This is a genomic window from Kaistia terrae (genome assembly GCF_026344005.1).
Taxonomy (GTDB): Bacteria; Pseudomonadota; Alphaproteobacteria; order Rhizobiales; family Kaistiaceae; genus Kaistia; species Kaistia terrae.
Genome location: NZ_JAPKNH010000001.1, coordinates 317,242 through 338,204 on the forward strand (window position 1 = coordinate 317,242; position 20,963 = coordinate 338,204).

The 20,963-nt window shown below is 65.2% G+C and carries 20 protein-coding genes; 7 read left to right on the plus strand and 13 right to left on the minus strand.

From position 1 onward, the window contains the following. The first annotated feature begins 147 nt into the window (after positions 1 to 147). A complete protein-coding gene (locus tag OSH12_RS01560; RefSeq protein WP_266341745.1) occupies positions 148 to 1,155 on the plus strand; it encodes an NAD(P)-dependent oxidoreductase in 1,008 nt (335 codons plus the stop codon). A gap of 270 nt (positions 1,156 to 1,425) precedes the next feature. Here the strand turns inward: OSH12_RS01560 and OSH12_RS01565 are convergent, their stop codons facing one another. The 5 genes from OSH12_RS01565 to alr form a co-directional block, all read right to left on the minus strand. After that, a complete protein-coding gene (locus OSH12_RS01565; RefSeq protein WP_266341746.1) occupies positions 1,426 to 2,163 on the minus strand; it encodes an SDR family NAD(P)-dependent oxidoreductase in 738 nt (245 codons plus the stop codon). Positions 2,164 to 2,276: 113 nt separating this feature from the next. Continuing rightward, positions 2,277 to 3,743: an amidophosphoribosyltransferase gene (purF, locus tag OSH12_RS01570; RefSeq protein ID WP_266341747.1), complete on the minus strand. Its 1,467-nt coding sequence runs from the start codon at positions 3,741 to 3,743 to the stop codon at positions 2,277 to 2,279. Positions 3,744 to 3,810: 67 nt separating this feature from the next. Further along, complete coding sequence (locus OSH12_RS01575) at positions 3,811 to 4,539, minus strand: CvpA family protein (protein WP_266341748.1); 729 nt, start codon at positions 4,537 to 4,539, stop codon at positions 3,811 to 3,813. A gap of 47 nt (positions 4,540 to 4,586) precedes the next feature. After that, on the minus strand, positions 4,587 to 6,041 hold the full coding sequence (radA, locus tag OSH12_RS01580; RefSeq protein WP_266341749.1) for a DNA repair protein RadA: 1,455 nt from the start codon (positions 6,039 to 6,041) through the stop codon (positions 4,587 to 4,589). Then, positions 6,041 to 7,171: an alanine racemase gene (gene alr, locus OSH12_RS01585; protein ID WP_266341750.1), complete on the minus strand. Its 1,131-nt coding sequence runs from the start codon at positions 7,169 to 7,171 to the stop codon at positions 6,041 to 6,043. The genes radA and alr overlap by 1 nt, the downstream gene beginning before the upstream one ends. A 162-nt stretch (positions 7,172 to 7,333) precedes the next feature. Here alr and OSH12_RS01590 point away from each other — a divergent pair, with 162 nt between their 5' ends. After that, complete coding sequence (locus OSH12_RS01590) at positions 7,334 to 7,738, plus strand: VOC family protein (RefSeq protein ID WP_380223929.1); 405 nt, start codon at positions 7,334 to 7,336, stop codon at positions 7,736 to 7,738. Positions 7,739 to 7,745: 7 nt separating this feature from the next. Here the strand turns inward: OSH12_RS01590 and OSH12_RS01595 are convergent, their stop codons facing one another. From OSH12_RS01595 to OSH12_RS01625, 7 genes are all read right to left on the minus strand, one after another. Then, positions 7,746 to 9,230: a replicative DNA helicase gene (locus OSH12_RS01595; protein WP_266341752.1), complete on the minus strand. Its 1,485-nt coding sequence runs from the start codon at positions 9,228 to 9,230 to the stop codon at positions 7,746 to 7,748. Positions 9,231 to 9,436: 206 nt separating this feature from the next. Further along, positions 9,437 to 10,699 carry an SAM-dependent methyltransferase gene (locus OSH12_RS01600; protein ID WP_266341753.1) on the minus strand — a complete coding sequence of 421 codons (1,263 nt, stop codon included), beginning with the start codon at positions 10,697 to 10,699 and terminating at the stop codon, positions 9,437 to 9,439. Between the two features lie 228 nt (positions 10,700 to 10,927). After that, complete coding sequence (gene rplI / locus OSH12_RS01605; RefSeq protein ID WP_266341754.1) at positions 10,928 to 11,491, minus strand: 50S ribosomal protein L9; 564 nt, start codon at positions 11,489 to 11,491, stop codon at positions 10,928 to 10,930. A gap of 36 nt (positions 11,492 to 11,527) precedes the next feature. Beyond that, positions 11,528 to 12,433: a hypothetical protein gene (locus OSH12_RS01610; protein WP_266341755.1), complete on the minus strand. Its 906-nt coding sequence runs from the start codon at positions 12,431 to 12,433 to the stop codon at positions 11,528 to 11,530. 233 nt (positions 12,434 to 12,666) lie between these two features. Next, positions 12,667 to 12,930: a 30S ribosomal protein S18 gene (rpsR, locus tag OSH12_RS01615; RefSeq protein ID WP_266332246.1), complete on the minus strand. Its 264-nt coding sequence runs from the start codon at positions 12,928 to 12,930 to the stop codon at positions 12,667 to 12,669. Then, positions 12,930 to 13,427: a 30S ribosomal protein S6 gene (gene rpsF / locus OSH12_RS01620; protein WP_266341756.1), complete on the minus strand. Its 498-nt coding sequence runs from the start codon at positions 13,425 to 13,427 to the stop codon at positions 12,930 to 12,932. Before rpsF ends, rpsR begins: the two co-directional genes overlap by 1 nt. A gap of 436 nt (positions 13,428 to 13,863) precedes the next feature. Further along, on the minus strand, positions 13,864 to 14,733 hold the full coding sequence (locus OSH12_RS01625; protein ID WP_266341757.1) for an aldo/keto reductase family oxidoreductase: 870 nt from the start codon (positions 14,731 to 14,733) through the stop codon (positions 13,864 to 13,866). 93 nt (positions 14,734 to 14,826) lie between these two features. Here OSH12_RS01625 and OSH12_RS01630 point away from each other — a divergent pair, with 93 nt between their 5' ends. The 5 genes from OSH12_RS01630 to OSH12_RS01650 all read left to right on the plus strand — a co-directional run bounded on the left by OSH12_RS01630 (position 14,827) and on the right by OSH12_RS01650 (position 20,349). Then, positions 14,827 to 15,735, plus strand: a complete 909-nt coding sequence (locus OSH12_RS01630) for a LysR family transcriptional regulator (RefSeq protein ID WP_266341758.1) — start codon at positions 14,827 to 14,829, stop codon at positions 15,733 to 15,735. A gap of 137 nt (positions 15,736 to 15,872) precedes the next feature. Then, positions 15,873 to 17,627 (plus strand): alkaline phosphatase, encoded by a 1,755-nt coding sequence (locus OSH12_RS01635; protein WP_266341759.1) that lies wholly within the window; start codon positions 15,873 to 15,875, stop codon positions 17,625 to 17,627. Between the two features lie 253 nt (positions 17,628 to 17,880). Further along, positions 17,881 to 18,345 (plus strand): hypothetical protein, encoded by a 465-nt coding sequence (locus tag OSH12_RS01640; RefSeq protein WP_266341760.1) that lies wholly within the window; start codon positions 17,881 to 17,883, stop codon positions 18,343 to 18,345. 4 nt (positions 18,346 to 18,349) lie between these two features. Further along, the gene (locus OSH12_RS01645) at positions 18,350 to 19,057 is read left to right on the plus strand and encodes an ABC transporter ATP-binding protein (protein ID WP_266341761.1); all 708 of its coding nucleotides are present in this window, start codon (positions 18,350 to 18,352) and stop codon (positions 19,055 to 19,057) included. Then, a complete protein-coding gene (locus tag OSH12_RS01650) occupies positions 19,054 to 20,349 on the plus strand; it encodes an FtsX-like permease family protein (protein ID WP_266341762.1) in 1,296 nt (431 codons plus the stop codon). Before OSH12_RS01645 ends, OSH12_RS01650 begins: the two co-directional genes overlap by 4 nt. A gap of 16 nt (positions 20,350 to 20,365) precedes the next feature. Here the strand turns inward: OSH12_RS01650 and OSH12_RS01655 are convergent, their stop codons facing one another. Next, positions 20,366 to 20,710 carry a hypothetical protein gene (locus OSH12_RS01655; protein WP_266341763.1) on the minus strand — a complete coding sequence of 115 codons (345 nt, stop codon included), beginning with the start codon at positions 20,708 to 20,710 and terminating at the stop codon, positions 20,366 to 20,368. Positions 20,711 to 20,963 lie beyond the last annotated feature (253 nt).

Consider the following 20,963-nt stretch of genomic DNA (forward strand, 5'->3'; position numbering starts at 1 on the left):
TGAGCGAGAGGTCGGAGCGACGCTCCGGGTGAGGGTTTAGGGAACCATCCGGGTGAGGCCGTAAACCCTCACCCGCCGCACTGTGTGCGTCGACCTCTCCCTCAGGGAGAGGTGAAGGTACAGTTTCGCAAGTCGAGGATTTCAGCCATGGCATCGCCCATCCGCGTCCTGATGACGGGCGACGATCTGGAGACGCCGGCCGCGTGCGTCCTGGCGCCCCTTGGCGCCATTCTCGAAACGATGAGTGGGCCGATCGACCGCGCCCGCATGATCGCGACGCTGGCGGAAAAACCCTTCGACGCCATTCTGGTGCGGGCCAACCCGCCGCTCGATGTCACGGTGCTCGATGCAGCCGGGCCTTCGCTCGCGATGATTTCCAAAATGGGGGCAGGGGTCGACAGCGTCGATCTCGCCGCCGCGACGCAACGCAATATCACCGTGATGACGGCCGGCGATGCCAACGCCGATGCGACGGCCGAAATGGCGATTGCCCTGATCCTTTCGCTGCGGCGCGACGTCGTGCGGCTCGATGCGCGGCTCAAGGCCGGCATCTGGGATCGCGGACCCTACCGGGCGACGGAGCTTCGAGGCCAGACGCTGGGCATTGTCGGGCTCGGCCGCATCGGCCGCCGGGTCGGCGAAATGGCCAGGGCGCTTGGCATGAAGGTCGTCGCATCGGGTCGTCCGGGCGCTGTCGCATCGGCGCAGGGCGGTTTCGCCATCCTGCCGCTGGACCAACTCCTGGCGGAGAGCGATATCGTTAGCCTGCATTGCCCGATGGATGCTTCCAATCGCGGTTTTCTCAACCGCGACGCCATAGCCCGCATGAGACCCGGCGCCTTGCTGGTCAACACGGCACGGGGCGGGCTGCTGCATGAGGCCGACGTGGCAGAGGCGCTTGTCTCGGGCCGTCTGGGTGGCGCGGCGCTCGATACGCTGGCCGTCGAGCCGGCGCTGGCCGAAAACCCGCTCCTGACCGCTCCCAACACGATCATCACGCCTCACATCGCCGCCGAGACGGAGGCGACGATTGAGCGCATCGCGGTGATGGGCGCGGAGAACGTCGTGAATTGGTTTTCGAGGCGCGAGATCCTCGTGGACCGGCTCGTCAACCGCGCCGTGCTGCCGCGGCTCAAGGATGTTTCGATCCTCTGAGCGACGGCGCTCCGGCCTTCCGGCCCTCCGGCAATCCCAATCCATCATCCTGAGGTGCTTCGCGTGAGCGAAGCCTCGAAGGAGGGTCCAGCGAATCGCCGGAACCTCCCAGGACACGATCAGGCGGACACACGCAAAGGAGCCATCTGGACCCTCCTTCGAGGCCCGGCTGCGCCGGCACCTTAGGATGATGATCCTGCGGTTTGCAGCATGAGGAGGGCAGGCTGGCGTCCCCTAAGGGATAAGTCGAAGGCTACTGAGGGCCACCGACTACGCCAAGAAGCGCGTCACCGTCCCCGTGGGGAATTCAAAGCGCGTGCCATTGTCGGTGAAGCCGGGCGCGATCATGCGCACGACGTCCGGCGCGACCACGCTCGGATGATTCAGCGTATCGGGATCCTCGCCGGGCTTGGCCTTGGCGCGCATCTGGGTGCGCAGGCGGCCGGGATCGAACAGATTCGCACGCACCGTGCTGCTGTCGATCTCCGCCGCATAGGTGCGTACGAGCGCTTCCAGCGCCGCCTTCGAGGCCGAATAGACGCCCCAATAGGGATTGCAGTTCACCACCGCGCCCGAGCTCAGGAACAGGGCACGCCCGGCGTCGGACTGGCGCAGCAGCGGGTCGAGCGAGCGGATCAGGCGGTAGTTGGCGGTGACGTTGACGGTCATCACCTCGTCCCAGATCTTCTGGTCGAGATGGTTGACCGGCGTGATCAGGCCGAGCTGCCCGGCATTGCCGACGAGGCCGTCCAGCTTGCCCCAGCGCTCGTAGATCGAGAGACCCAGCCGGTCTATCGCCTCCAGATCGCGCAGGTCGAGCGGCACCAGAGTGGCCGAGCCGCCCTTGGCCTGGATCGCGTCGTCGAGTTCCTCGAGTGCGCCGACCGTGCGTGCGATGGCGACGACATGCGCGCCGGCTTCGGCCACTGCGAGGGCCACGTTCCAGCCGATGCCACGCGAAGCTCCGGTGACGACGACAATGCGGCCGGTAAGGTCGGGAGTGGTCACGGGGCGTCCAATCAAGCTCTGTATTTCGCCGGGCGCGGCGCCTGGAAGGCGCCTGCGCTATTCCGGTGAGACGTGGGAAGGAAGGATCGAGAAGCGGGCGGCGGGTGCGCGGCTCAGCTTGCCTCGGCCAAAAGGTTCAGCTTCTGCACTTTTCCGCGATCTTCGAAATCGGCCAACCGGGTCGGGTAGTCGCCGGTGAAGCAGGCATCGCAGAACTGCGGTGCAAGGTTGTCGCGCTGCGCTTCGCCGACAGCGCGATAGAGGCCGTCGATCGACAGGAAGGCCAGGCTGTCGGCCTTGATGTAATCGGCGATTTCCTGAACCGTCATATGCGAGGCGATCAGCTTCGACTTCTCCGGCGTGTTGACGCCATAGAAGCAGGAATCCTTGGTCGGCGGGCTGGCGATGCGCATGTGCACTTCGGCCGCTCCGGCATCGCGAACCATCTGCACGATCTTCATCGAGGTGGTGCCGCGAACGATGGAGTCATCGACCAGGATGACGCGCTTGCCGGCCAGGACGCGCATATTGGCGTTGTGCTTGAGCTTGACGCCCATGTGGCGGATCGCGTCGGTCGGCTCGATGAAGGTGCGGCCGACATAGTGGTTGCGGATGATGCCGAGATCGAACGGGATGCCGGCGGCTTCCGCGTAGCCAATCGCCGCGGGAACGCCGGAATCCGGCACCGGCACGATGACGTCGGCCTCGATGCCGCTCTCGCGCGCCAGCTCGGCGCCGATGCGCTTGCGCACATGATAGACGCCGCGACCATCGACGGAGGAATCCGGACGGGCGAAATAGACATATTCGAACATGCAGAAGCGCGAACGCTGGCGCTCGAACGGGAAGAAGCTCTCGATGCCCTCATCGGTGATGATGACGACTTCGCCAGGCTCGATATCGCGGACATATTCGGCGCCGATGATGTCGAGCGCGCAGGTCTCGGAGGCGAGGATATGGGCGTCCTCCAGCTTGCCGAGTACCAGCGGGCGCACGCCGAGCGGATCGCGGCAGCCCATCATCTTCTTCTCGGAAAGGGCGACCAGCGAATAGGCGCCCTCGATGCGGCGGATGGCGTCGATGAAGCGGTCGAGCAGTTGGCCGTGGATCGAGGTGGCGATCAGGTGGATGATCGTCTCGGTGTCCGAGGTCGACTGGAACAACGAGCCGCGACGCTGCAATTCGCGCTTCAGCGTCATCGCATTGGTCAGGTTGCCGTTATGGGCGACCGCGAAGCCGCCGCCGGCGAATTCCGCGAACATCGGCTGGACGTTGCGCAGGCCGACGCCGCCGGTCGTGGCGTAGCGGTTGTGGCCGATGGCGCGCCGGCCGGGCAGCCGGTCGATCACCGCCTTGCGGGTGAAGTTGTCGCCGACGAGCCCCATGTGGCGCTCGATCGAGAACTGGCGACCGTCATGGGCGGCGATGCCGGCCGCTTCCTGGCCGCGATGCTGGAGCGCGTGCAGGCCGAGCGCGGTCAGCGCGGCCGCATCGTCGTGGCCGAACACGCCGAACACGCCACATTCTTCACGAAGGTGATCGTCGTCGGCGTCCAGGGGCAGCATCGAAAAATCGTCCATATCCGGTCCTTTTAGCCTGACGCGCGATCGGGGGCGCGATCGCGTCAGGGATTGGTACTTCCCCGGGTCAGTTCGGCGCCGGCGTCTGGTCCGGCTCTTCGGCCGGTGCATCGCCGCTGTTATCGAACAAATTGTCGAGGCCCTGGCGTTCCTGCGACCCGTATCCGGCTTCCGGCGGCTGCGGCTGCGTTTCCGGCTGCGTTTCCGGCTGCGCGCCTGGTAAGGCCGGGGTCGAATCCGGTGCGTCTTCGGCAGGAGCGTCGGTCGGCGGCGTTGCGTCTTCGCCCTTGCCGTGCAGGCGGTCCTGAATGGTCTTCTCGATGTCTTCCGGCAGCGCTGCCACCAGCCTATCGGCGAGAGACTTCAACATAGGTGCGCTTTGCGCATTGGCAACCCATGCCGGCTGCCTGTCGGACAGGATCCAGGACAGGAAGGCGAAGGCGATGACGACCAGCAGCAGGCCACGCGCCAGGCCGAAGGCGAAGCCCATGATGCGGTCGAGCAGGCCGACGCGGCTGTCGATGACGAAATCGGAGATCTTCATCGCGATGTAGCTGGCGATGATGAGCGCTACGAAGAAGATGCCGGCGGCGGTGGCGATGATCGCCACGTTCTTGTTGGCGATATAGGGCTCTACGAAGGGCAGCAGCGATTTGTAGAAGAAGAACGCCGCCGCGGCAGCCAATGCCCAGGATGCGACCGACAGCACTTCGCGGACAAAGCCGCGCACCATGGCCAGCATCGCCGAGAGGAGAATGACGACAAAGACTACACCGTCAAGGATTGTGACCGGCATTCCTACGATGACCCCGTTGCAGAAGGCTGCGGTTTAGCCTGTCGCATTCATGAATCCAATGCCTCATCGGCCACACTCGACCGTCGTCGTGCCGCCGGGTCCGGCACAGCCCGCTGTTCGGGCCGCGTGCCTGAGGCCGCGATCATCGCGACAAGACCGGCCAATTGATCGATCCCCTGTAGCCCAGGGCCGAGATTGGCGTCCTTGTCGATCGATGCGGCCGGCAGGACCGCCCGGGCAAAACCAAGCTTTTGCGCCTCTTTCAGGCGCTGCGCAGCATGGCCGACCGGTCGGACCGCTCCCGACAGACTGACTTCGCCGAAATAGACGCAATCCGCCGGCAGAGCAATACCGGAGAGCGAGGAGACCAGCGCCGAAGCCACCGCGAGATCGGCAGCCGGCTCTGTAATTTTCAGGCCGCCCGCCACAGCCAGATAGACGTCGTTGTTGCCGAGCTTCACGCCGCAATGTGATTCGAGCACCGCGATCACCATGGCGAGGCGGCCGGAATCCCAGCCGACGACCGCCCGACGCGGCGTGCCGAGCAGCGAGGGCGCCACCAGCGCCTGGATCTCCACCAACACGGGACGCGATCCCTCCATGCCGGCGAACACGGCGGCGCCGGGGGCGGTCGCGTTACGTTCGCCGAGGAAAAGCTCGGACGGATTAGGCACTTCGCGCAATCCGCTGCCGGTCATCTCGAACACGCCGATCTCGTCGGTGGCGCCGAAACGGTTTTTCACCGCGCGCAGGATGCGGAACTGCTTGCCGCCTTCGCCCTCGAAATAGAGCACGGCATCGACCATGTGCTCGACGACGCGAGGGCCGGCGATCTGGCCGTCCTTGGTGACGTGGCCGACCAGCACGATGGTCGCGCCGGAGTGTTTGGCATAGCGGATCATCGCCTGGGCCGAGGCGCGAACCTGCGTCACTGTGCCCGGCGCGGATTCGGCCGCTTCCGTCCAGAGCGTCTGGATCGAGTCGAGGATGATGAGGGCAGGGACGGGGCCTGCCTGCAGCGTCGCGAGGATGTCCTCGACGCTGGTTTCAGCCGCGAGCGCCACCGGCGTGTGGGCGACGCCCATGCGCTCGGCGCGTAGCCGCACCTGGGCGATCGCCTCCTCGCCGGAAATATAGACGACGCGCTCGCCCTTGGCGGCGAGTGCCGCCGAGGCTTGCAACAGCAGAGTCGACTTGCCGATGCCGGGATCGCCGCCGACCAGCAGCGCCGAGCCACGGACAAAGCCGCCGCCGGTGACGCGGTCCAGTTCGGCAATGCCGGTCGGGATGCGGGCGGCTTCCTCGCCGCCGCCGGAGAGCGCCTGCAGCTCGACGATGCGGCCGCGCTTGGCCGGGCCCTTGGCGGGGCCACCGCCAATGCCGCCCGAGGCGCTTTCCTCGACCATCGTGTTCCATTCGCCGCAGGCTTCGCAGCGACCCTGCCAGCGCGGGCTGACGGCGCCGCAATTCTGGCAGATGTACTGGATCTTGGCCCGCGCCATCAGGCGTCTCCGAGGTAATGCCGCGCATAGCGGGCGCCGAGGCTTGTCAAAAGTTCATAGCTGATGGTGCCGGCCGCCGCCGCGACCTCGGCCACCGGCATGTTGGCGCCGAAGAGCTCAACCCAGTCGCCGCGCCGCGCTTCGGGCACGTCGGTGACGTCGATCGCCATCAGATCCATCGACACGCGGCCGACGAGCGGCGCCGGACGGCCATGCAGGAAGGTCGCGGCGCCGGGGCGCTGATCGGTCGATCCGGCGGCGCGATGGTAGCCGTCGGCATAGCCGGTCGAGAGGATGGCGATCCGGCTCGGGCGGGCCAGCGTCTGCGCCGCGCCATAGCCGACCGTCTGGCCCGCTGGCACATTGCGGATCTGCACGATGCGCGCCTCGGCGGTGACGACCGTCTCGAGCGGCGCGATGCCCTCGATATAGGGGCCGCCATAGATGCCGATGCCGGGGCGGGCGATGTCGAAGTGATAATCGGGGCCGAGCGTAATGCCGGCCGTGTTGGCGAGCGAGACGGGCAGCCCGGGGAACAGCGCCCGAACATTCTGCATCGTCGCCAACTGGCGCGCGTTGAGCGGATGGGCCGGCGTGTCGGCGCAGGCGAGATGGCTCATCACCAGCGTCAGCCCGAGACGTTCGACCAGGCCGGGATCGGCGGCCAGTTCCTGCGCTTCGGCGAAGGTGATGCCGAGGCGGTTCATTCCGGTGTCGACATGCAGCGCGGCGTTGCCGTCGCCGCCGCGGGCGCGATAGGCGGCCCATTCATCCAGTTCGCCGGTCGAGCCGATGACCGGGCGAAGCCTCGCCTCGGCATGCATGGAGGAGAGGTTCGAGGCGAGGCCGTTCAGGATATAGATCGTCGCGTCCGGCGCCGCAGCGCGGACTCGCAGGCCTTCGTCCGGCAGCGCGACGAAAAAGGTGCGGCAGCCGGCGCGGGAAAGCGCCCGTACGGCGGGTACGAGGCCGATGCCGTAGGCATTGCCCTTTACGGCGGCGGCGGCCTCGGCGGCGCCTGCCAGGGCGTCCAGCGCCAACCAATTGCGCGACAGCGCGCCAAGGTCGATCGTCAGCCGGTTTCCGGCCGTGACGGGCGCCTGGGCGCGATTGGGATCCGATTGTTCCATCAGGGGAGGTTACGCGATTCTTGGCCGCCAGCGCGGCGAGCATGGGCAGGAATTCAAGGCCCCGGTCTCCCCGATTTTCACGGCGATCTCAAGGCGATTCCGTGTGGTATCGGTCTTGGCTGCACGGATGAAACGCGACCGACAAGAATGCAGGAGCTTGTTTTGACGACGGAAAGCCACCGCTATCTCGCAGGGCTCACCCTGGTCGTGCGCGACTATGACGAGGCGATCGCCTGGTATCGCGACAAGCTTGGCTTTGTCTGTGTCGAGGATACGCCGCTGGAGGCCGGCAAGCGCTGGGTTCTGATGGCGGCGGGTGCCGCTGCCGAGACGCGGATCCTGCTGGCGCGGGCCCGCGACGACACGCAACATCAGGCCATCGGCCGCCAGTCCGGCGGCCGGGTGTTCCTGTTTCTGCATACCGACGATTTCGAACGCGACTTCGCGGCGTTCACCGATCGCGGCGTCACCTTCCTCGAAGCGCCGCGCGCCGAAGCCTATGGCATCGTCGCGGTGTTCGAGGATCTCTATGGCAACAAATGGGACCTGTTGCAGCCGAAGTCGTGAAGCGCGGCTACTCGAATGTTTCCGGCAAGTGGTCGCGTTTGGCGAGGTTCGAGAAGCGGGTGATCTCGGCCTCGAACTGCAGCTGGACGGTGCCGGTGGGGCCGTGACGCTGCTTGCCGATGATGACTTCAGCGGTGCCGGCGACCTGTTCCATCTCGGCCTGCCACTTGAAGAAGTCCTCGGTGCCTTCCTTCGGCATCTTGCCCTTCAAATAGTACTCGTCGCGGTACACGAACATCACCACGTCGGCGTCCTGCTCGATCGAGCCCGATTCGCGCAGATCCGAAAGCTGCGGACGCTTGTCTTCGCGCGATTCGACCTGACGCGAGAGCTGCGACAGCGCGATCACCGGAACCGCGAGTTCCTTCGCCAGCGCCTTGAGGCCGGTGGTGATTTCGGTGATTTCCTGCACGCGGTTCGCCTGGCCCTTGCCCGAACCCTGCAGCAGCTGGAGGTAGTCGATCATCAGCACGTCAAGGCCGCGCTGGCGCTTCAGGCGGCGGGCGCGGGCGGTCAGCTGGGCGATCGAAAGACCACCGGTCTGGTCGATGTAGAGCGGAATGCGCGCCATCTCGCGTGATGCCTCGACGACGCGGGCGAACTGGTTCTCGTCGATCGAACCACGGCGGATATGCGAGGACGAAACGCCCGATTGCTCGGCGACGACACGGGTCGCCAGCTGTTCGGCCGACATTTCCAGCGAGAAGAAGCCGACGATGCCGCCATTGACGGTCTTCATCGAGCCATCGGGCTGCAATTCACCGCGATAGGCCTTGGCGATGTTGAAGGCGATGTTGGTGACGAGCGAGGTCTTGCCCATGGCGGGGCGGCCGGCCAGCACGATCAGATCCGAGGATTGCAGGCCGCCCATCTGGCGGTCGAGATCGTCGAGGCCGGTCGCGATGCCCGAGAGATGGCCGTCGCGCTGATAGGCCTCGCTGGCCATGTCGATGGCGGTCTTCAGCGCGTCTTCGAACGAGTGGAAGCCACCATCGTAGCGGCCGGTTTCGGCCAGCGCGAACAGGCGGCGCTCGGCGTCCTCGATCTGCGCCTTGGGCGGCATGTCGATCGGCGCGTCGAAGGCGATGTTGACGACGTCCTCGCCGATGCCGATCAGCGAGCGGCGCAGCGCCAGATCGTAGATCGAGCGGCCGTAATCCTCGGCGTTGATGATGGTCGTCGCCTCGGCGGCGAGGCGGGCCAGATACTGCGCCGGGTTCAACTCGCCGATGGCGAGGTCCGCGGGCAGGAAGTTCTTCAGCGTGACCGGGTTGGCGATCTTGTTCTGGCGGATGATCTGCGAGGTGATCTCGTAGACCGTCTTGTGCACCGGCTCGAAGAAATGCAGCGGCTCGAGAAAGTCCGAAACGCGGTAGAACGCCTCGTTATTGACGAGGATGGCGCCCAGAAGCGCCTGCTCGGCCTCGATATTATGCGGGGGCTGCCGATAGAATTCGGCTGGCTGCTGCACGGCTCGCGCTGGAACGTTCATGGTCAATTGGCTCTCAGATCCCTGAACGCCCTAGTTAGGCGCAGGAACCCTCGTCTGGCTAATGCTCGATGGTTTAGTACCCGCTATCCATAGGTTGGGTGATGCGACTCCGCGCCTACCGCATTTGCGGCTTGCGCGAAGCGATTCGGTGACAGTGGCGACCTTTCCGATTCGCGGAAGGTAGCTCCCTCCAAAGATGGAGAGAGCTATCCGTTGCCGGCGATCTTCAACGAAGGGCGCTGGCCGGCATGGTCGCGCCGACGCAAGGCGTCCTCGGCCTGCCAGATATAGTCCCGCGTCAGCGGCAGGGCGTTCTGGTCGCGGACGATCTGGATCTGGAAGATCATCATGTCCTGATAGCGGAAAGCCGTTTCGGAAGCCGCGAGATAGAACTCCCACATCCGGCAGAAGGCCTCGTCATACAGGGCGACAGCCTCGGCGCGGTGGGCCAGGAAGCGTTCGCGCCAGGCCTTCAGCGTCTCGGCATAATGCAGCCTGAGGATCTCGACATCCGTGACCTTGAGGCCCGCCTTCTCGATTGCCGGAAACACTTCTGACAGCGACGGGATGTAACCGCCCGGAAAAATATACTTCTGGATCCAGGAGTTGGTCTCGCCGGGCGAATCGAACCGTCCAATCGCATGCAGGACCATCACGCCGTCTTCGGTCAGGAGTTGGCGTGCCTTGTCGAAATACTCGCGGAAGTGACCAATGCCGACATGCTCGAACATGCCGACGGAAATGATGCGGTCAAACTGGCTTTTCAGCGCGCGGTAGTCCTGCAGCTTGAAGCTGGCGCGATCGGCGAGGTTCAACGACGCGGCGCGGGCGTTCGAAACCTTGTGCTGCTCTTCGGAGAGCGTCACGCCCGTCACGTCGACATCGGCATGGGTCGCGAGATAAAGCCCGAGGCCGCCCCAACCGGAGCCGATATCCAGCACCTTCTGTCCCGGCGCCAGCGCCAGCTTGGCTGTGAGATGGCGCTTCTTGGCCATCTGCGCTTCTTCGAGGCTGGTGTCCGGCGTTTCGAAATAGGCGCAGGAATATTGCTGGTCGCTATCGAGAAAAAGCGTATAGAGACGCCCGTCCAGGTCGTAGTGATGGGCAACGTTCTGGCGCGATCGGAAGGGTGTGTTCCACTGCCGGAAGCGGCGGGTCAGGACACGGACCTTATAGACGAGTTGCATCCACCAGGAACGCCCGCCACCGCCGGTGTTTTGCAGCACGACGGCAAGGAAATCATAGATCGATCCCTGCTCGACGACGAAGCTGCCATCCATGAACGTCTCGCCGAGTTTCAGCTCGGGGTTCATGAGGACCGCTCTTTCGGCCGCCGCTGTGGTGAAACGGACGCGGACCGGAATACCGCTGCCATCGCCGAAGCGGTGGAGCCTTCCCTTGGCGTCGATGATTTCAAGCGATCCGTGCTTCAGGATGCCTGACAGATAGTTGATGAGCAACCGGTTCATGGTGATCCGCTGCCCCCCCCTCTAAATGTCTTGGTTTACCAAGGCAGGTTGCGACAAGGCGGTCGGTGACGTCCGGCCGTCACATGGATGGTAATCCCGATTTCGCCGCAATTTCAAGCGGGTACGCGTGAAGCCGATTTCGTAGTGTTCGCCAAAGAAAAAGGGCGCCGCGGAGACCGCGACGCCCTTCCAAAACCAAGGCTCCCTTCGTGTGAAAGGAGCTGTTGATTAGATCTCTTCTTCGTCGTCGACGCCGGCGAAACCTTCGCCTTCCGGCAGCGGCTCGAGCTCGAAATCGTCCTGAACGGACGACAGGTCTTCGCCCTTCGACTGGCGAGCGGCTTCATCGGCGCTGCGAGCGACGTTGATCGAGACGGTTGCTTCGACTTCCGGATGCAGCGCGATCACGACATCGTGCAGGCCGATGGTCTTGATCGGAACTTCCAGGACGACCTGGCTGCGGCCGACCGAGAAGCCGGCTTCGGTGACGAGGTCCGACACGTCGCGCGAAGAAACCGAACCGTAGAGCTGGCCGGTCTCGCCTGCCTGGCGGACGACGACGAACGACTGGCCGTTGAGCGCCTCGGCGACCTTCTCGGCATCGGTCTTGCGCTCAAGGTTGCGAGCCTCGAGGTGGACCTTCTCGTTCTCGAAGCGCTTCTTGTTGGCTTCGTTGGCGCGCAGCGCCTTGCCCTGCGGCAGCAGGAAGTTACGGGCAAAGCCGTCCTTGACGTGCACGACATCGCCCATCTGGCCGAGCTTTGCGACGCGTTCCAGCAGAATAACGTCCATGAGATTAACTCCTTCGTTCGAGAATTCGATTGGTGATTACGAGATGCCGGGACGAGGCGCGGAGCGCCGGGCCCGGAATTGAAGCGCCGTGTCGGCCAGTCCGACCACGGCCATGATGCCGAGCGGCAGCAGGAAGATGAAACTGACGGCATAGACCAGAAACAGCAGCAGCGGCCGCGCCGCCTTGCCGATGAGTACCGCGTGCAGTAGGCCGAAGCCGGTCAGCGCGAAGGCGAAGCCCATGGCGCCGGCGACGGCGCCGCCGATCTGGCCGGGGATGCCCGGCAGCATGCTGGCGACAAAGGCGAGGCCGAAGAACAAAGCTGCCGACTGCGGCAGGACGACCGTCCAGAGCGGCGTCCATTCGCGCTTCAGCAGGCCGGACATCTTCGCGATCCGGGCGCCGAGCCAGGTGGCGAGCACGAGGATGCCGAGCGCCAGGCTTGCCGAGGTGAACGGCATCAGCGCGATGTTGAAGCGGACCAGCGGCTCCAGTTCCGCATCCGTCGGCGTGACGCCGTCGGTCTGGGCAAGCCACGTCTTCAGGACCGCCAGTGTCTGGGTGATCAATGCCTCGGGATCGTAGCCGAGCAGGAAGCCGGTCAAGACGACGGCGACGGAAATGGCGAGGGCCACGCGCATCAGCACGACGTCGAGCGGAAACCACTGCCGTCCGCCGGGCGCGGCATCATCCGGCCGCGACAGGCCGACGAGATGCGCTGCCCAGGCGACGGGCGCTGCGAAGAGGATGAAATAGAGGCCGCCGGCGAGGTAGCTGAGCGTGAAGCCGATCAGCGCGGAGGCAAGTGTCGCCGCGGCGGCGCCGGAAAGCGTGCCGAAACCAAGCGCGGCGATGGCGATCGGCAAGGGCGACAGGATGAACAGGGGGAAGGCGAGGGCGGTCCCGCTGATGAGCCCGGCAAACAGCAACGCTGCCGCCATTCCGGCTCCAGAACCAATCAGGATATTCCGCATCAACATGGTATCTCGCTGTCCCGCTTCGAGAGCGGTTAGAGGCAGGTCACGGGAAGCCCGGCCAAACCCCAACCAAGTCTTGCCTCTGGGAGGCTTCATGAAGTCTCGCCCATCGGGCGGATGTCGGACCGGCGCGAGGCGTCGGTCCGACGAATTCAACCTGTCGCGAGTGGAGACTTACGTCTCCGGCGACAGAAGTCTTACTTGATCACGTAGGGGATCAGGCCGAGGAAGCGGGCGCGCTTGATCGCCTGGGCGAGTTCGCGCTGCTTCTTGGCGGAGACCGCCGTGATGCGGGATGGAACGATCTTGCCGCGCTCGGAAATGTAGCGCTGCAGGAGACGGACGTCCTTGTAGTCGATCTTCGGTGCGTTCGCGCCGGAGAAGGGGCAGGTCTTCCGGCGACGGAAGAACGGACGACGCTGGCCGCCGCTGGAGGTGCTGGTTGTGCCGACGTCAGCCATTATTCAGCCGCTCCTTCAGATTCATCCGAGCGCGGACGGCGCTCGCCACGGAAACCACCGCCGGCGCCACCTTCACGGTCGCCACGGAAACCACCGCCAGCGCCACCACCGAAGCTGCCGCGCGGACGGTCGCCACGGTCGCCGAAGCGGCCGCCACGGTCGCCATCGTCACGATCGCGCTTCTGCAGCATTGCAGACTGGGCTTCCTCATGCGCTTCGACCTTGAGGGTCAGAATGCGGAGGACGTCTTCGTTCATGCGCTGCTGACGCTCCAACTCGGCCATGGCGGCCGCCGGTGCGTCGATGTTGATCAGCGTGTAGTGCGCCTTGCGATTCTTGCGAATGCGGAACGCAACAGACTTCAGGCCCCACTGCTCGATCTTGCCGACCGTGCCGCCATTGGCCTCGATGAGGCCCTTGAACGTCTCGGTCAGTGCTTCGACCTGCTGTGCGGACACGTCCTGTCGCGACAGAAATACGTGCTCATAAAGCGGCATGATTGCCCTTCCTTTTCATTTCCCGGCGCCAAGCCTCACCGAAGCCTTCGAGAAAGGCTGATCGGTACGAACTTCGAGAGCGGGAACACGGGAAGACGGGATCCTTGTGATCCCTACGGCTTGCGCCGCCTTCCGTTCAACCCCCGGCCGGGTGTCGATACGACGGGCGGTGCATATACGGGAATGGCCGGGAAGGCAAGGCGACTGGGATTCTTTGGGGCTTGCTTTGGGTGATCCTGCCCGAAAAGCGGCTCATAGAACTTTGGCGTACTCGAGAATTGAAAGAAAGACCCTCACCCAACCCTCGCCCGCGAGCGGGCGAGGGCTTAGGGCGGCGGACTTCATCGGTATCGGGCCAGGCGCCGACAAACGCCCTCTCCCGCCGCGCGGGAGAGGGCTGGGGTGAGGGGTTTGCTTCCTTGCCCGCGCGTAGGGCCTACCTCGCGCCGATGGAATCGAGCTCCGCCATCGCCTCGTCCGGCAGGGTGAGATCGGCGACAGCGAGGTTTTCGTTGAGATGGGCGACCGACGAGGTGCCGGGAATGAGCAGGATGTTCGGCGAGCGGCGCAGCAGCCAGGCGAGCGCCACCTGCATCGGCGTCGCGCCGAGACGTGTCGCGACTTCGTTCAGCGTCGACGACTGCAGCGGGCTGAAGCCGCCAAGCGGGAAGAACGGCACATAAGCGATGCCGTCGCGGGCGAGATCGTCGATCAGCGCGTCGTCGCCTCGGTGCGCCAGATTGTACTGATTCTGCACGCAGACGATCTTGGCGATCTTCTTCCCTTCGGCGACCTGTGCCGGCGTCACATTGCTGAGGCCGATATGGCGCACCAGCCCTTGCTGCTGGAGATCGGCCAGCACCGTCAGCATCGGCTCGATCGATCCCTCGGCCGGACCGTGCGTGTCGAACATGATGCGGAGATTGACGACTTCCATGGCGTCGAGGCCGAGATTGCGCAGGTTGTCGTGCACCGCCTGCCTCAATTGCTCCGGCGCATAGGCTGGCTGCCAAGACTTGTCCGCGCCGCGCAGCGCGCCGATCTTGGTGATGATCACCAGATCGTCCGGGTAGGGGTGGAGCGCCTCGCGGATCAGATTGTTGGTGACATGCGGGCCGTAGAAATCACTGGTGTCGATGTGGTTGACGCCCTGCGAAATCGCCTCGCGCAGCACGGCCAGCGCCGCGTCATGGTCTTTCGGGGGGCCAAACACGCCGGGGCCTGCCAGTTGCATCGCGCCGTAGCCGAGCCGCTTCACCGTACTATCGCCGAGCTTGTAGCTGCCGGCCGCGTCGATATTCGTCATCGTCTGTCTCCTTCTGGGTGACACTCAGATAGAGGCTGCGTCCCTCGGCGATAATCGGATACAATCAGCACGGGCTGTGCGGATTGACGAACAATGACGGTAGATCTCAGCGATCTGAATGCCTTCCTCGCCGTGGCACGCGCCAGGGGTTTTCGCGAAGGCGCGCGCGTCAGCGGCGGCAGCGCGTCGGCACTGAGCGAGGCGGTGCGTCGGCTGGAGGCGCAACTCGGCGTCCGGCTGCTCAATCGCACCACCCGCAGCGTCGTCCTGACCGAAGCGGGCAGGGGGCTGATGGAGCGGCTCGCGCCCGCCCTGACCGAGGTCGAGGCGGCGCTCGACGTCGTCAACGGATATCGTGATCGGCCGGCCGGCGTGCTGCGGCTCAATGTGCCGATCAGCGCGGTACGACTCGTGCTGGGCAGCATCGTTCCGCCTTTTCTCGCGGCATTTCCCGAAATCCGGCTGGAGGTGACCGCCGAGGACAGTTTCGTCGACGTGCTCGCTGCCGGCTGCGATGCGGGAATACGCTACGACGAGCGGCTGGAGCAGGACATGATCGCCGTGCCGATCGGGCCGCGCGTCCAGCGCTTCGCAACCGCCGCAGCGCCCGCCTATCTCGATCGTCGCGGGCGGCCGGAGCATCCGCGCGATCTGCTCGACCATGCCTGCATTCGCGGCCGCTTTTCCAGCGGGTCCATGCCGGCGTGGGAGTTCGAGCGCGACGGCGAAATCGTTCGTGTCGATCCGACCGGGCCGCTGATCGTGCAGGCGGGGTCGGCCACCGATCTCGCCGTCGACGCCGCGATCGCCGGCACCGGCATTATCTATCTGTTCGAGGACTGGCTGCGGCCACATCTCGACAGCGGTACGCTGGAGCCGATCCTCGAGCCGTGGTGGCAGCATTTCTCGGGGCCGTTTCTCTATTATCCCGGTCGCCGCCTCGTGCCCGCGCCGCTGCGGGCCTTCGTCGATTTCATCAAGGCCTCGGCCGAACGGCCCTGAAGCCGATAGCGCCAAATACCTCGCCGGCTTTCATTCTTGCCCCGGTTTCGCCGGCCGATTTCACATGGGTGTCATACGCAAGTTTTAGGTCGGCATGGTCGGCCGCAGCGCGGTCCCACCCATTGAAGAGGCTCCCGATGCGCAAACTGCTGTTCACGCTCGCCGCGACGACCATGCTCGCCGGCACCGCACAGGCGACCACGGTCTATCCGCTGGACCGCGCCACGATTCTCGCCGGCTCGCCGTTCGACTTCAAGGTCGAGTTCAACGAGACGGTGAAGCCCGAGGACATCAAGGTCACCGTCAACGGCCAGGACTACAAGACCGTCTTCGGCTCCGAGGCGACCTTCACCGAGACCGAACTCGGCAAGGACGACAAGAAGCTCGGTTCGGCGCTGACGCTGCGCAAGCTCGTGCTGGCGACGCCGGGCGACTACGCCGTCGAGGCGACCGCCGGTGGCGAGACCAAGTCCGTCACCTGGGTTGTTTACGGCACGGCCGAGCAGCCCAAGGCCAAGAACGTCATCTTCCTGATCGGCGACGGCCTTTCCGTCGCGCACCGCACCGCCGCCCGGATCATGTCCAAGGGCATGACCGAGGGCAAGGCTGACGGCCGCCTCGCCATGGACGACCTCGACCGGATGGCCTTCATCGGCACGTCCTCGACCGAAGCGGTTGCCACCGACAGCGCCAACACGATGTCGGCCTACATGACCGGCCACAAGACGGCCGTGAACGCGCTCGGCGTCTATGCCGACCGCACCCCGGCCTCGATGGACGATCCCAAGGTCGAGACGCTCGCCGAGGCGCTGCGTCGCCAGACCAAGAAGTCGATCGGCATCGTCACGACGTCGGAACTGCAGGACGCGACCCCGGCCGCCGTGGTCGCCCACACCCGCAAGCGCGCCGACAAGGCCGAGATCACCGGCATGATGTTCGACGTCCAACCGGACGTCGTTCTCGGCGGCGGTTCCGCCTACTTCCTCGGCAAGGAAACGCCCGGCTCCAAGCGCAAGGACGACAAGGACTACATCAAGCAGTTCCAGGACGCGGGCTACACGCTGGCCACCGACAAGGCGGAACTCGAGAAGGCGGCCGGCACCAATACCGGCAAGATCCTCGGCCTGTTCCACACCGGCAACATGGACACCGTCCTTGACCGCAACTTCCTGAAGAAGGGCACTGTCGGGAAGTTCCCGAACCAGCCCGGCCTGGTCGAGATGACCGAAACCGCGCTGGCGCAGCTCTCGAAGAATCCGGAAGGCTTCTTCCTGATGGTCGAGGCGGCCAACATCGACAAGATGTCCCATCCGCTCGATTGGGACCGCGCCGTCGTCGAGACGATCGAGTTCGACAAGGCTGTCGCCGCTGCCCGCGCCTTCGCCGAGAAGAACCCGGACACGCTGATCATCGTCACCGGCGACCATACCCACGGCGTCTCGATCATCGGCACCGTCGATGACGAGAAGACCGGTCCGGAAATGCGCGAGAAGGTCGGCACCTACGCCGATGCCGGCTTCCCGAACTACAAGGACGCCGACAAGGACGGCTATCCGGACACGATCGACGTGTCGCGCCGCCTGTTCCTCGCCGCCAATAACGGCCCGGACCACTATGAGACCTTCCGTCCGAAGCTCGACGGCCCGTTCGTCCCGGCCGTGAAGAACGAGAAGAAGGAATATGTCGCGAACGAAGCCTACAAGGACGTTCCCGGCGCCGTCTTCGTCCAGGGCAACATCCCGAAGGAAGGCGACTCGGGCGTCCATGCCGTCGATGACGTCGTCCTGCAGTCGACCGGCCCCGGCTCGGAAGGCTTCAAGGGCTACATGGAACAGAGCGACGTCTACCGCGTGATCGTCGACGTACTGGCGCTCGCGCCCGCCAAGAAGTGATCCGCCGGCCGCTGGCCGTATCCTGAAAGACAGGCTTCGGGCGCAAGCGCCCGGAGCCATTTATGCCTGGATCCCGACCCGGTTCCTTCGTTCTTCACCTCTCCCTGAGGGAGAGGTCGGAGCGCAGCTCCGGGTGAGGGTTTAGGGACCCATCCGGAGAGGCCGTAAACCCTCACCCGCCGGCCTGCGGCCGTCGACCTCTCCCTCAGGGAGAGGTGAAGGAGGGTCTTGCGACCTTTGATAGGAGAGACCGATGACGCTGGTTCGGATATCGCGGCGCGAAGCGCTGCTCGGAAGCCTCGCCGCGCTGGCAGCCCCTGTGCTCGTTGCGCAGCCCGCGCTTGCCGCGCTGCCGACGCTGACCTTCGATGAACTCTACGGCTCCGTCGGCGTTCTCGGCCTGACCTTCTCCGACAAGGTCAAGCAACTGGCCGGCCAGACCGTGACGATGCGCGGCTTCATGGCGCCGCCGCTCAAGGCCGAGGCGGCCTTCTTCGTCCTCACAGAAATTCCGATGGCGCTCTGCCCGTTCTGCTCGTCCGATTCCGATTGGCCCGACAACATCCTTGTCGTCTATCTCGGCGAGAAGCAGACCTTCGTGCAGCCGAACGCCGTCATCGAGGTGAAGGGCGTGCTGGAGTTCGGATCCTGGACCGATCCCGAGACCGGCTTCGTCAGCCTGCTGCGCCTGCGCAATGCCAGCTTCGGTGAAGTCTGACCCGATGCTCGGACTTTCTATCGAACGCCTCGCCATCTCGTTTCCCGGCCTGCCGACGCCGGTCCTGTCGATCCCGGCGCTGGAGATCGCGCCTGGATCGCGTGTCGCCGTCACCGGGCCGTCCGGCTCCGGCAAGAGCACGCTGGTCAACATCGTCACCGGGCTCGAGCGCACGACACAGGGCGCCGTGCGCTGGCGCGATACCGACATCGCCACGCTGCCCGAATCGAAGCGCGACGCTTGGCGGGCCGAGAATGTCGGGCTGGTGATGCAGGATTTTCATCTGTTTGCGGGCCTCTCGGCGTTGGAGAACGTGCTTTTGCCCGTGCGGCTGCGCGCCCGCAGCGTCGCGTCGCATATCGGCCGTGCGCGAGAGCTGATGAGCCGGGTCGGGCTCGCGCGACACGACCAGTCGATCACCACCATGTCGCGCGGCGAGATGCAACGCGTTGCCGTGGCCCGCGCGCTCTTGCGCAAGCCGGGCGTCATTGTCGCCGACGAGCCGACCGCCAGCCTCGATGCCGAGAGCGGCGCGGTCGTTGCCGACCTCCTTCTGGAACTGGCTAGCGAGGAGGGCGCGACACTGCTGGTCGTGTCGCACGATGCGCGACTAGTCGAACGGATGGATCGCTGCATCCGCCTCGTTGCGGGGCGGATCGTTGCCGAGCCCGCAGGAGAGCTTGTCGCACCCGCCGGGGGGCCACGCGCATGATTCGCTTCGTCTTCGCCGACCTTCGTCGCCTTTGGGCCGGTTCGCTCGTCGTCGTCCTGCTGGTTGCGCTGGCAACCGCGCTGGGCGTCGCCGTGACGTTGCAGGAGCGGGCGCTCCGGCTCGGCAGTGCGCGGGCGGCCGACAAGTTCGATCTCGTCGTCGGCGCGGCTGGCAGCGAGACGCAACTGGTGCTGTCGTCCATCTTCCTGCAGGCGGCGCCGTTGCCGCTCGTCCCGGGCAAGGTGCTGCACGATCTCGCGGAGGATCCGCGTGTCAGCTGGGCGGCGCCGGTCGGATTCGGCGATTCGTTCGACGGCCAGCCAATCGTCGGCACCACGACGGCACTGATCGACGGCGCCGGTGGCGGACTTGCCGAGGGCCGGGCATTTACCGCCCGGGCCGAAGCCGTCATTGGTTCTGGAGTCGGGCTAAAGCTGGGGCAGGAAGTCAAGCCGATGCACGGCATGCCGGGCGAGGGCGGTCACACCCATGCCGAGATCGCCTATCGCGTCGTTGGCCGCATGCAGCCCACCGGCACGCCCTGGGATCGCGCCATCCTCGTGCCGATTGAAGCTGTCTGGGGCATTCACGGCATGGAGGCGGGCGGTGCGCATGCGCATGACGCGGCAGGCCACGATCACGACCATGATGGCCCCGGCCAGGATCATGCTGCCAGTCATGACGATGAGGCGGAGCCGGATCATCATCACGGCGAGGAACAGACCGCAGCGTTGGGCGGCCCCTGGAGCGAGACGACGCCCGGCGTTCCCGCCATCCTCGTCAAGCCGAAGACCTTTGCCGACGCCTACAAGCTGCGGGCGCAATATCGAACCGGCGCGACGATGGCCGTCTTTCCCGGCGAGGTGCTGACCAGGCTCTACGCCACGCTGGGCGATGCCAAGAGGGTGCTGAGCGCGGTTGCAATCGGCGCGCAGGCGCTGGTGGCGGCGGCGATCGCGCTGGTGACGATCGTTCATGTTGGTCAGCGACGTCGCCAGATCGGGGCTCTGCGCGCGCTCGGTGCGCCGCGCCTGGCGCTGTTCGGCATCGTCTGGACGGAGTTGTTCCTGCTCGTCGCCGGCGGCGTCCTGCTCGGACTGGGGCTCGGCTTTGGCGCAGCAAAATTCCTCTCGGCGATTTTCACGCGCGAGAACGGCGTGGTCCTGCCGGTAGCCTTCTCAAACGCTGACTGGGCGCTGGTCCTGGCGTTGCTGGGCGTGGCGGCGATCCTGGCGGCTATTCCCGCCCTGATGGCCTATCGCCAGCCGGCGGCGGCGGCTTTGCGCGCCTGAGGGGTACTGCGAAGTCTCAACTCGCCGTGGCGGCGTTGACGATGATCACCATGGCAATGCCGAAGGCTGTAACCAGAAGGCCGCTCATGAAGCGATTCTTGGCCTTCTGGTAGACCGGGATTTCGAGCGAGTTGACCTCCAGCATCTCGGCCAGCGATTTGATCTGGAGCACGATGCCGATGACGAGGGCGATCGCTGCCACATAGTCGGACGTGATCCAGGGGGCTTCGTCCGTCGCCCATTGCGCCGTGAAGCCGAGGGAGAAGCCGAGAACGATACCGATCGCCGTCAGCGAGCCGTTGCGGAAGGTTGCATCGATGCGCGGCGTCGGCTCGCGTGGGCTGTTCGGATCCGTTGCCATCGGGACGTCTCCACCTGACGAGGCGGCGGCTCGGCTTCCCAAGCGTCGCTGCGGTTGTGCTCGCCCTCCTGTTTATCGCAAGGGCGGGGGATTGGACATCACCTTGCTGCCTTGCCAGTCGCGCCTGGCACGGACGCGTCGCCCATGGACGCTTCGGCATTGCAAAACATCGATTTGCGTGATGACACCATCAATTTTTCTGCACTTTTCTTTCCAATCGACCGCGGCCATAGTGCTTTTCCTCGGAAAGACC

Bases quoted from the DNA above. Each gene is read 5' to 3' on its own strand.
- OSH12_RS01610 (WP_266341755.1), bottom strand. From the start codon at position 12,433: ATGGCGGCAGCGTTGCTGTTTGCCGGGCTCATCAGCGGGACCGCCCTC.
- OSH12_RS01640 (WP_266341760.1), top strand. From the start codon at position 17,881: ATGACGCTGGTTCGGATATCGCGGCGCGAAGCGCTGCTCGGAAGCCTC.
- rpsF (WP_266341756.1), bottom strand. From the start codon at position 13,427: ATGCCGCTTTATGAGCACGTATTTCTGTCGCGACAGGACGTGTCCGCA.
- OSH12_RS01560 (WP_266341745.1), top strand. From the start codon at position 148: ATGGCATCGCCCATCCGCGTCCTGATGACGGGCGACGATCTGGAGACG.
- purF (WP_266341747.1), bottom strand. From the start codon at position 3,743: ATGGACGATTTTTCGATGCTGCCCCTGGACGCCGACGACGATCACCTT.
- OSH12_RS01625 (WP_266341757.1), bottom strand. From the start codon at position 14,733: ATGACGAATATCGACGCGGCCGGCAGCTACAAGCTCGGCGATAGTACG.
- OSH12_RS01655 (WP_266341763.1), bottom strand. From the start codon at position 20,710: ATGGCAACGGATCCGAACAGCCCACGCGAGCCGACGCCGCGCATCGAT.
- OSH12_RS01600 (WP_266341753.1), bottom strand. From the start codon at position 10,699: ATGAACCGGTTGCTCATCAACTATCTGTCAGGCATCCTGAAGCACGGA.
- alr (WP_266341750.1), bottom strand. From the start codon at position 7,171: ATGGAACAATCGGATCCCAATCGCGCCCAGGCGCCCGTCACGGCCGGA.
- OSH12_RS01630 (WP_266341758.1), top strand. From the start codon at position 14,827: ATGACGGTAGATCTCAGCGATCTGAATGCCTTCCTCGCCGTGGCACGC.
- OSH12_RS01595 (WP_266341752.1), bottom strand. From the start codon at position 9,230: ATGAACGTTCCAGCGCGAGCCGTGCAGCAGCCAGCCGAATTCTATCGG.
- radA (WP_266341749.1), bottom strand. From the start codon at position 6,041: ATGGCGCGGGCCAAGATCCAGTACATCTGCCAGAATTGCGGCGCCGTC.
- OSH12_RS01650 (WP_266341762.1), top strand. From the start codon at position 19,054: ATGATTCGCTTCGTCTTCGCCGACCTTCGTCGCCTTTGGGCCGGTTCG.
- OSH12_RS01575 (WP_266341748.1), bottom strand. From the start codon at position 4,539: ATGCCGGTCACAATCCTTGACGGTGTAGTCTTTGTCGTCATTCTCCTC.
- rplI (WP_266341754.1), bottom strand. From the start codon at position 11,491: ATGGACGTTATTCTGCTGGAACGCGTCGCAAAGCTCGGCCAGATGGGC.
- rpsR (WP_266332246.1), bottom strand. From the start codon at position 12,930: ATGGCTGACGTCGGCACAACCAGCACCTCCAGCGGCGGCCAGCGTCGT.
- OSH12_RS01635 (WP_266341759.1), top strand. From the start codon at position 15,873: ATGCGCAAACTGCTGTTCACGCTCGCCGCGACGACCATGCTCGCCGGC.
- OSH12_RS01645 (WP_266341761.1), top strand. From the start codon at position 18,350: ATGCTCGGACTTTCTATCGAACGCCTCGCCATCTCGTTTCCCGGCCTG.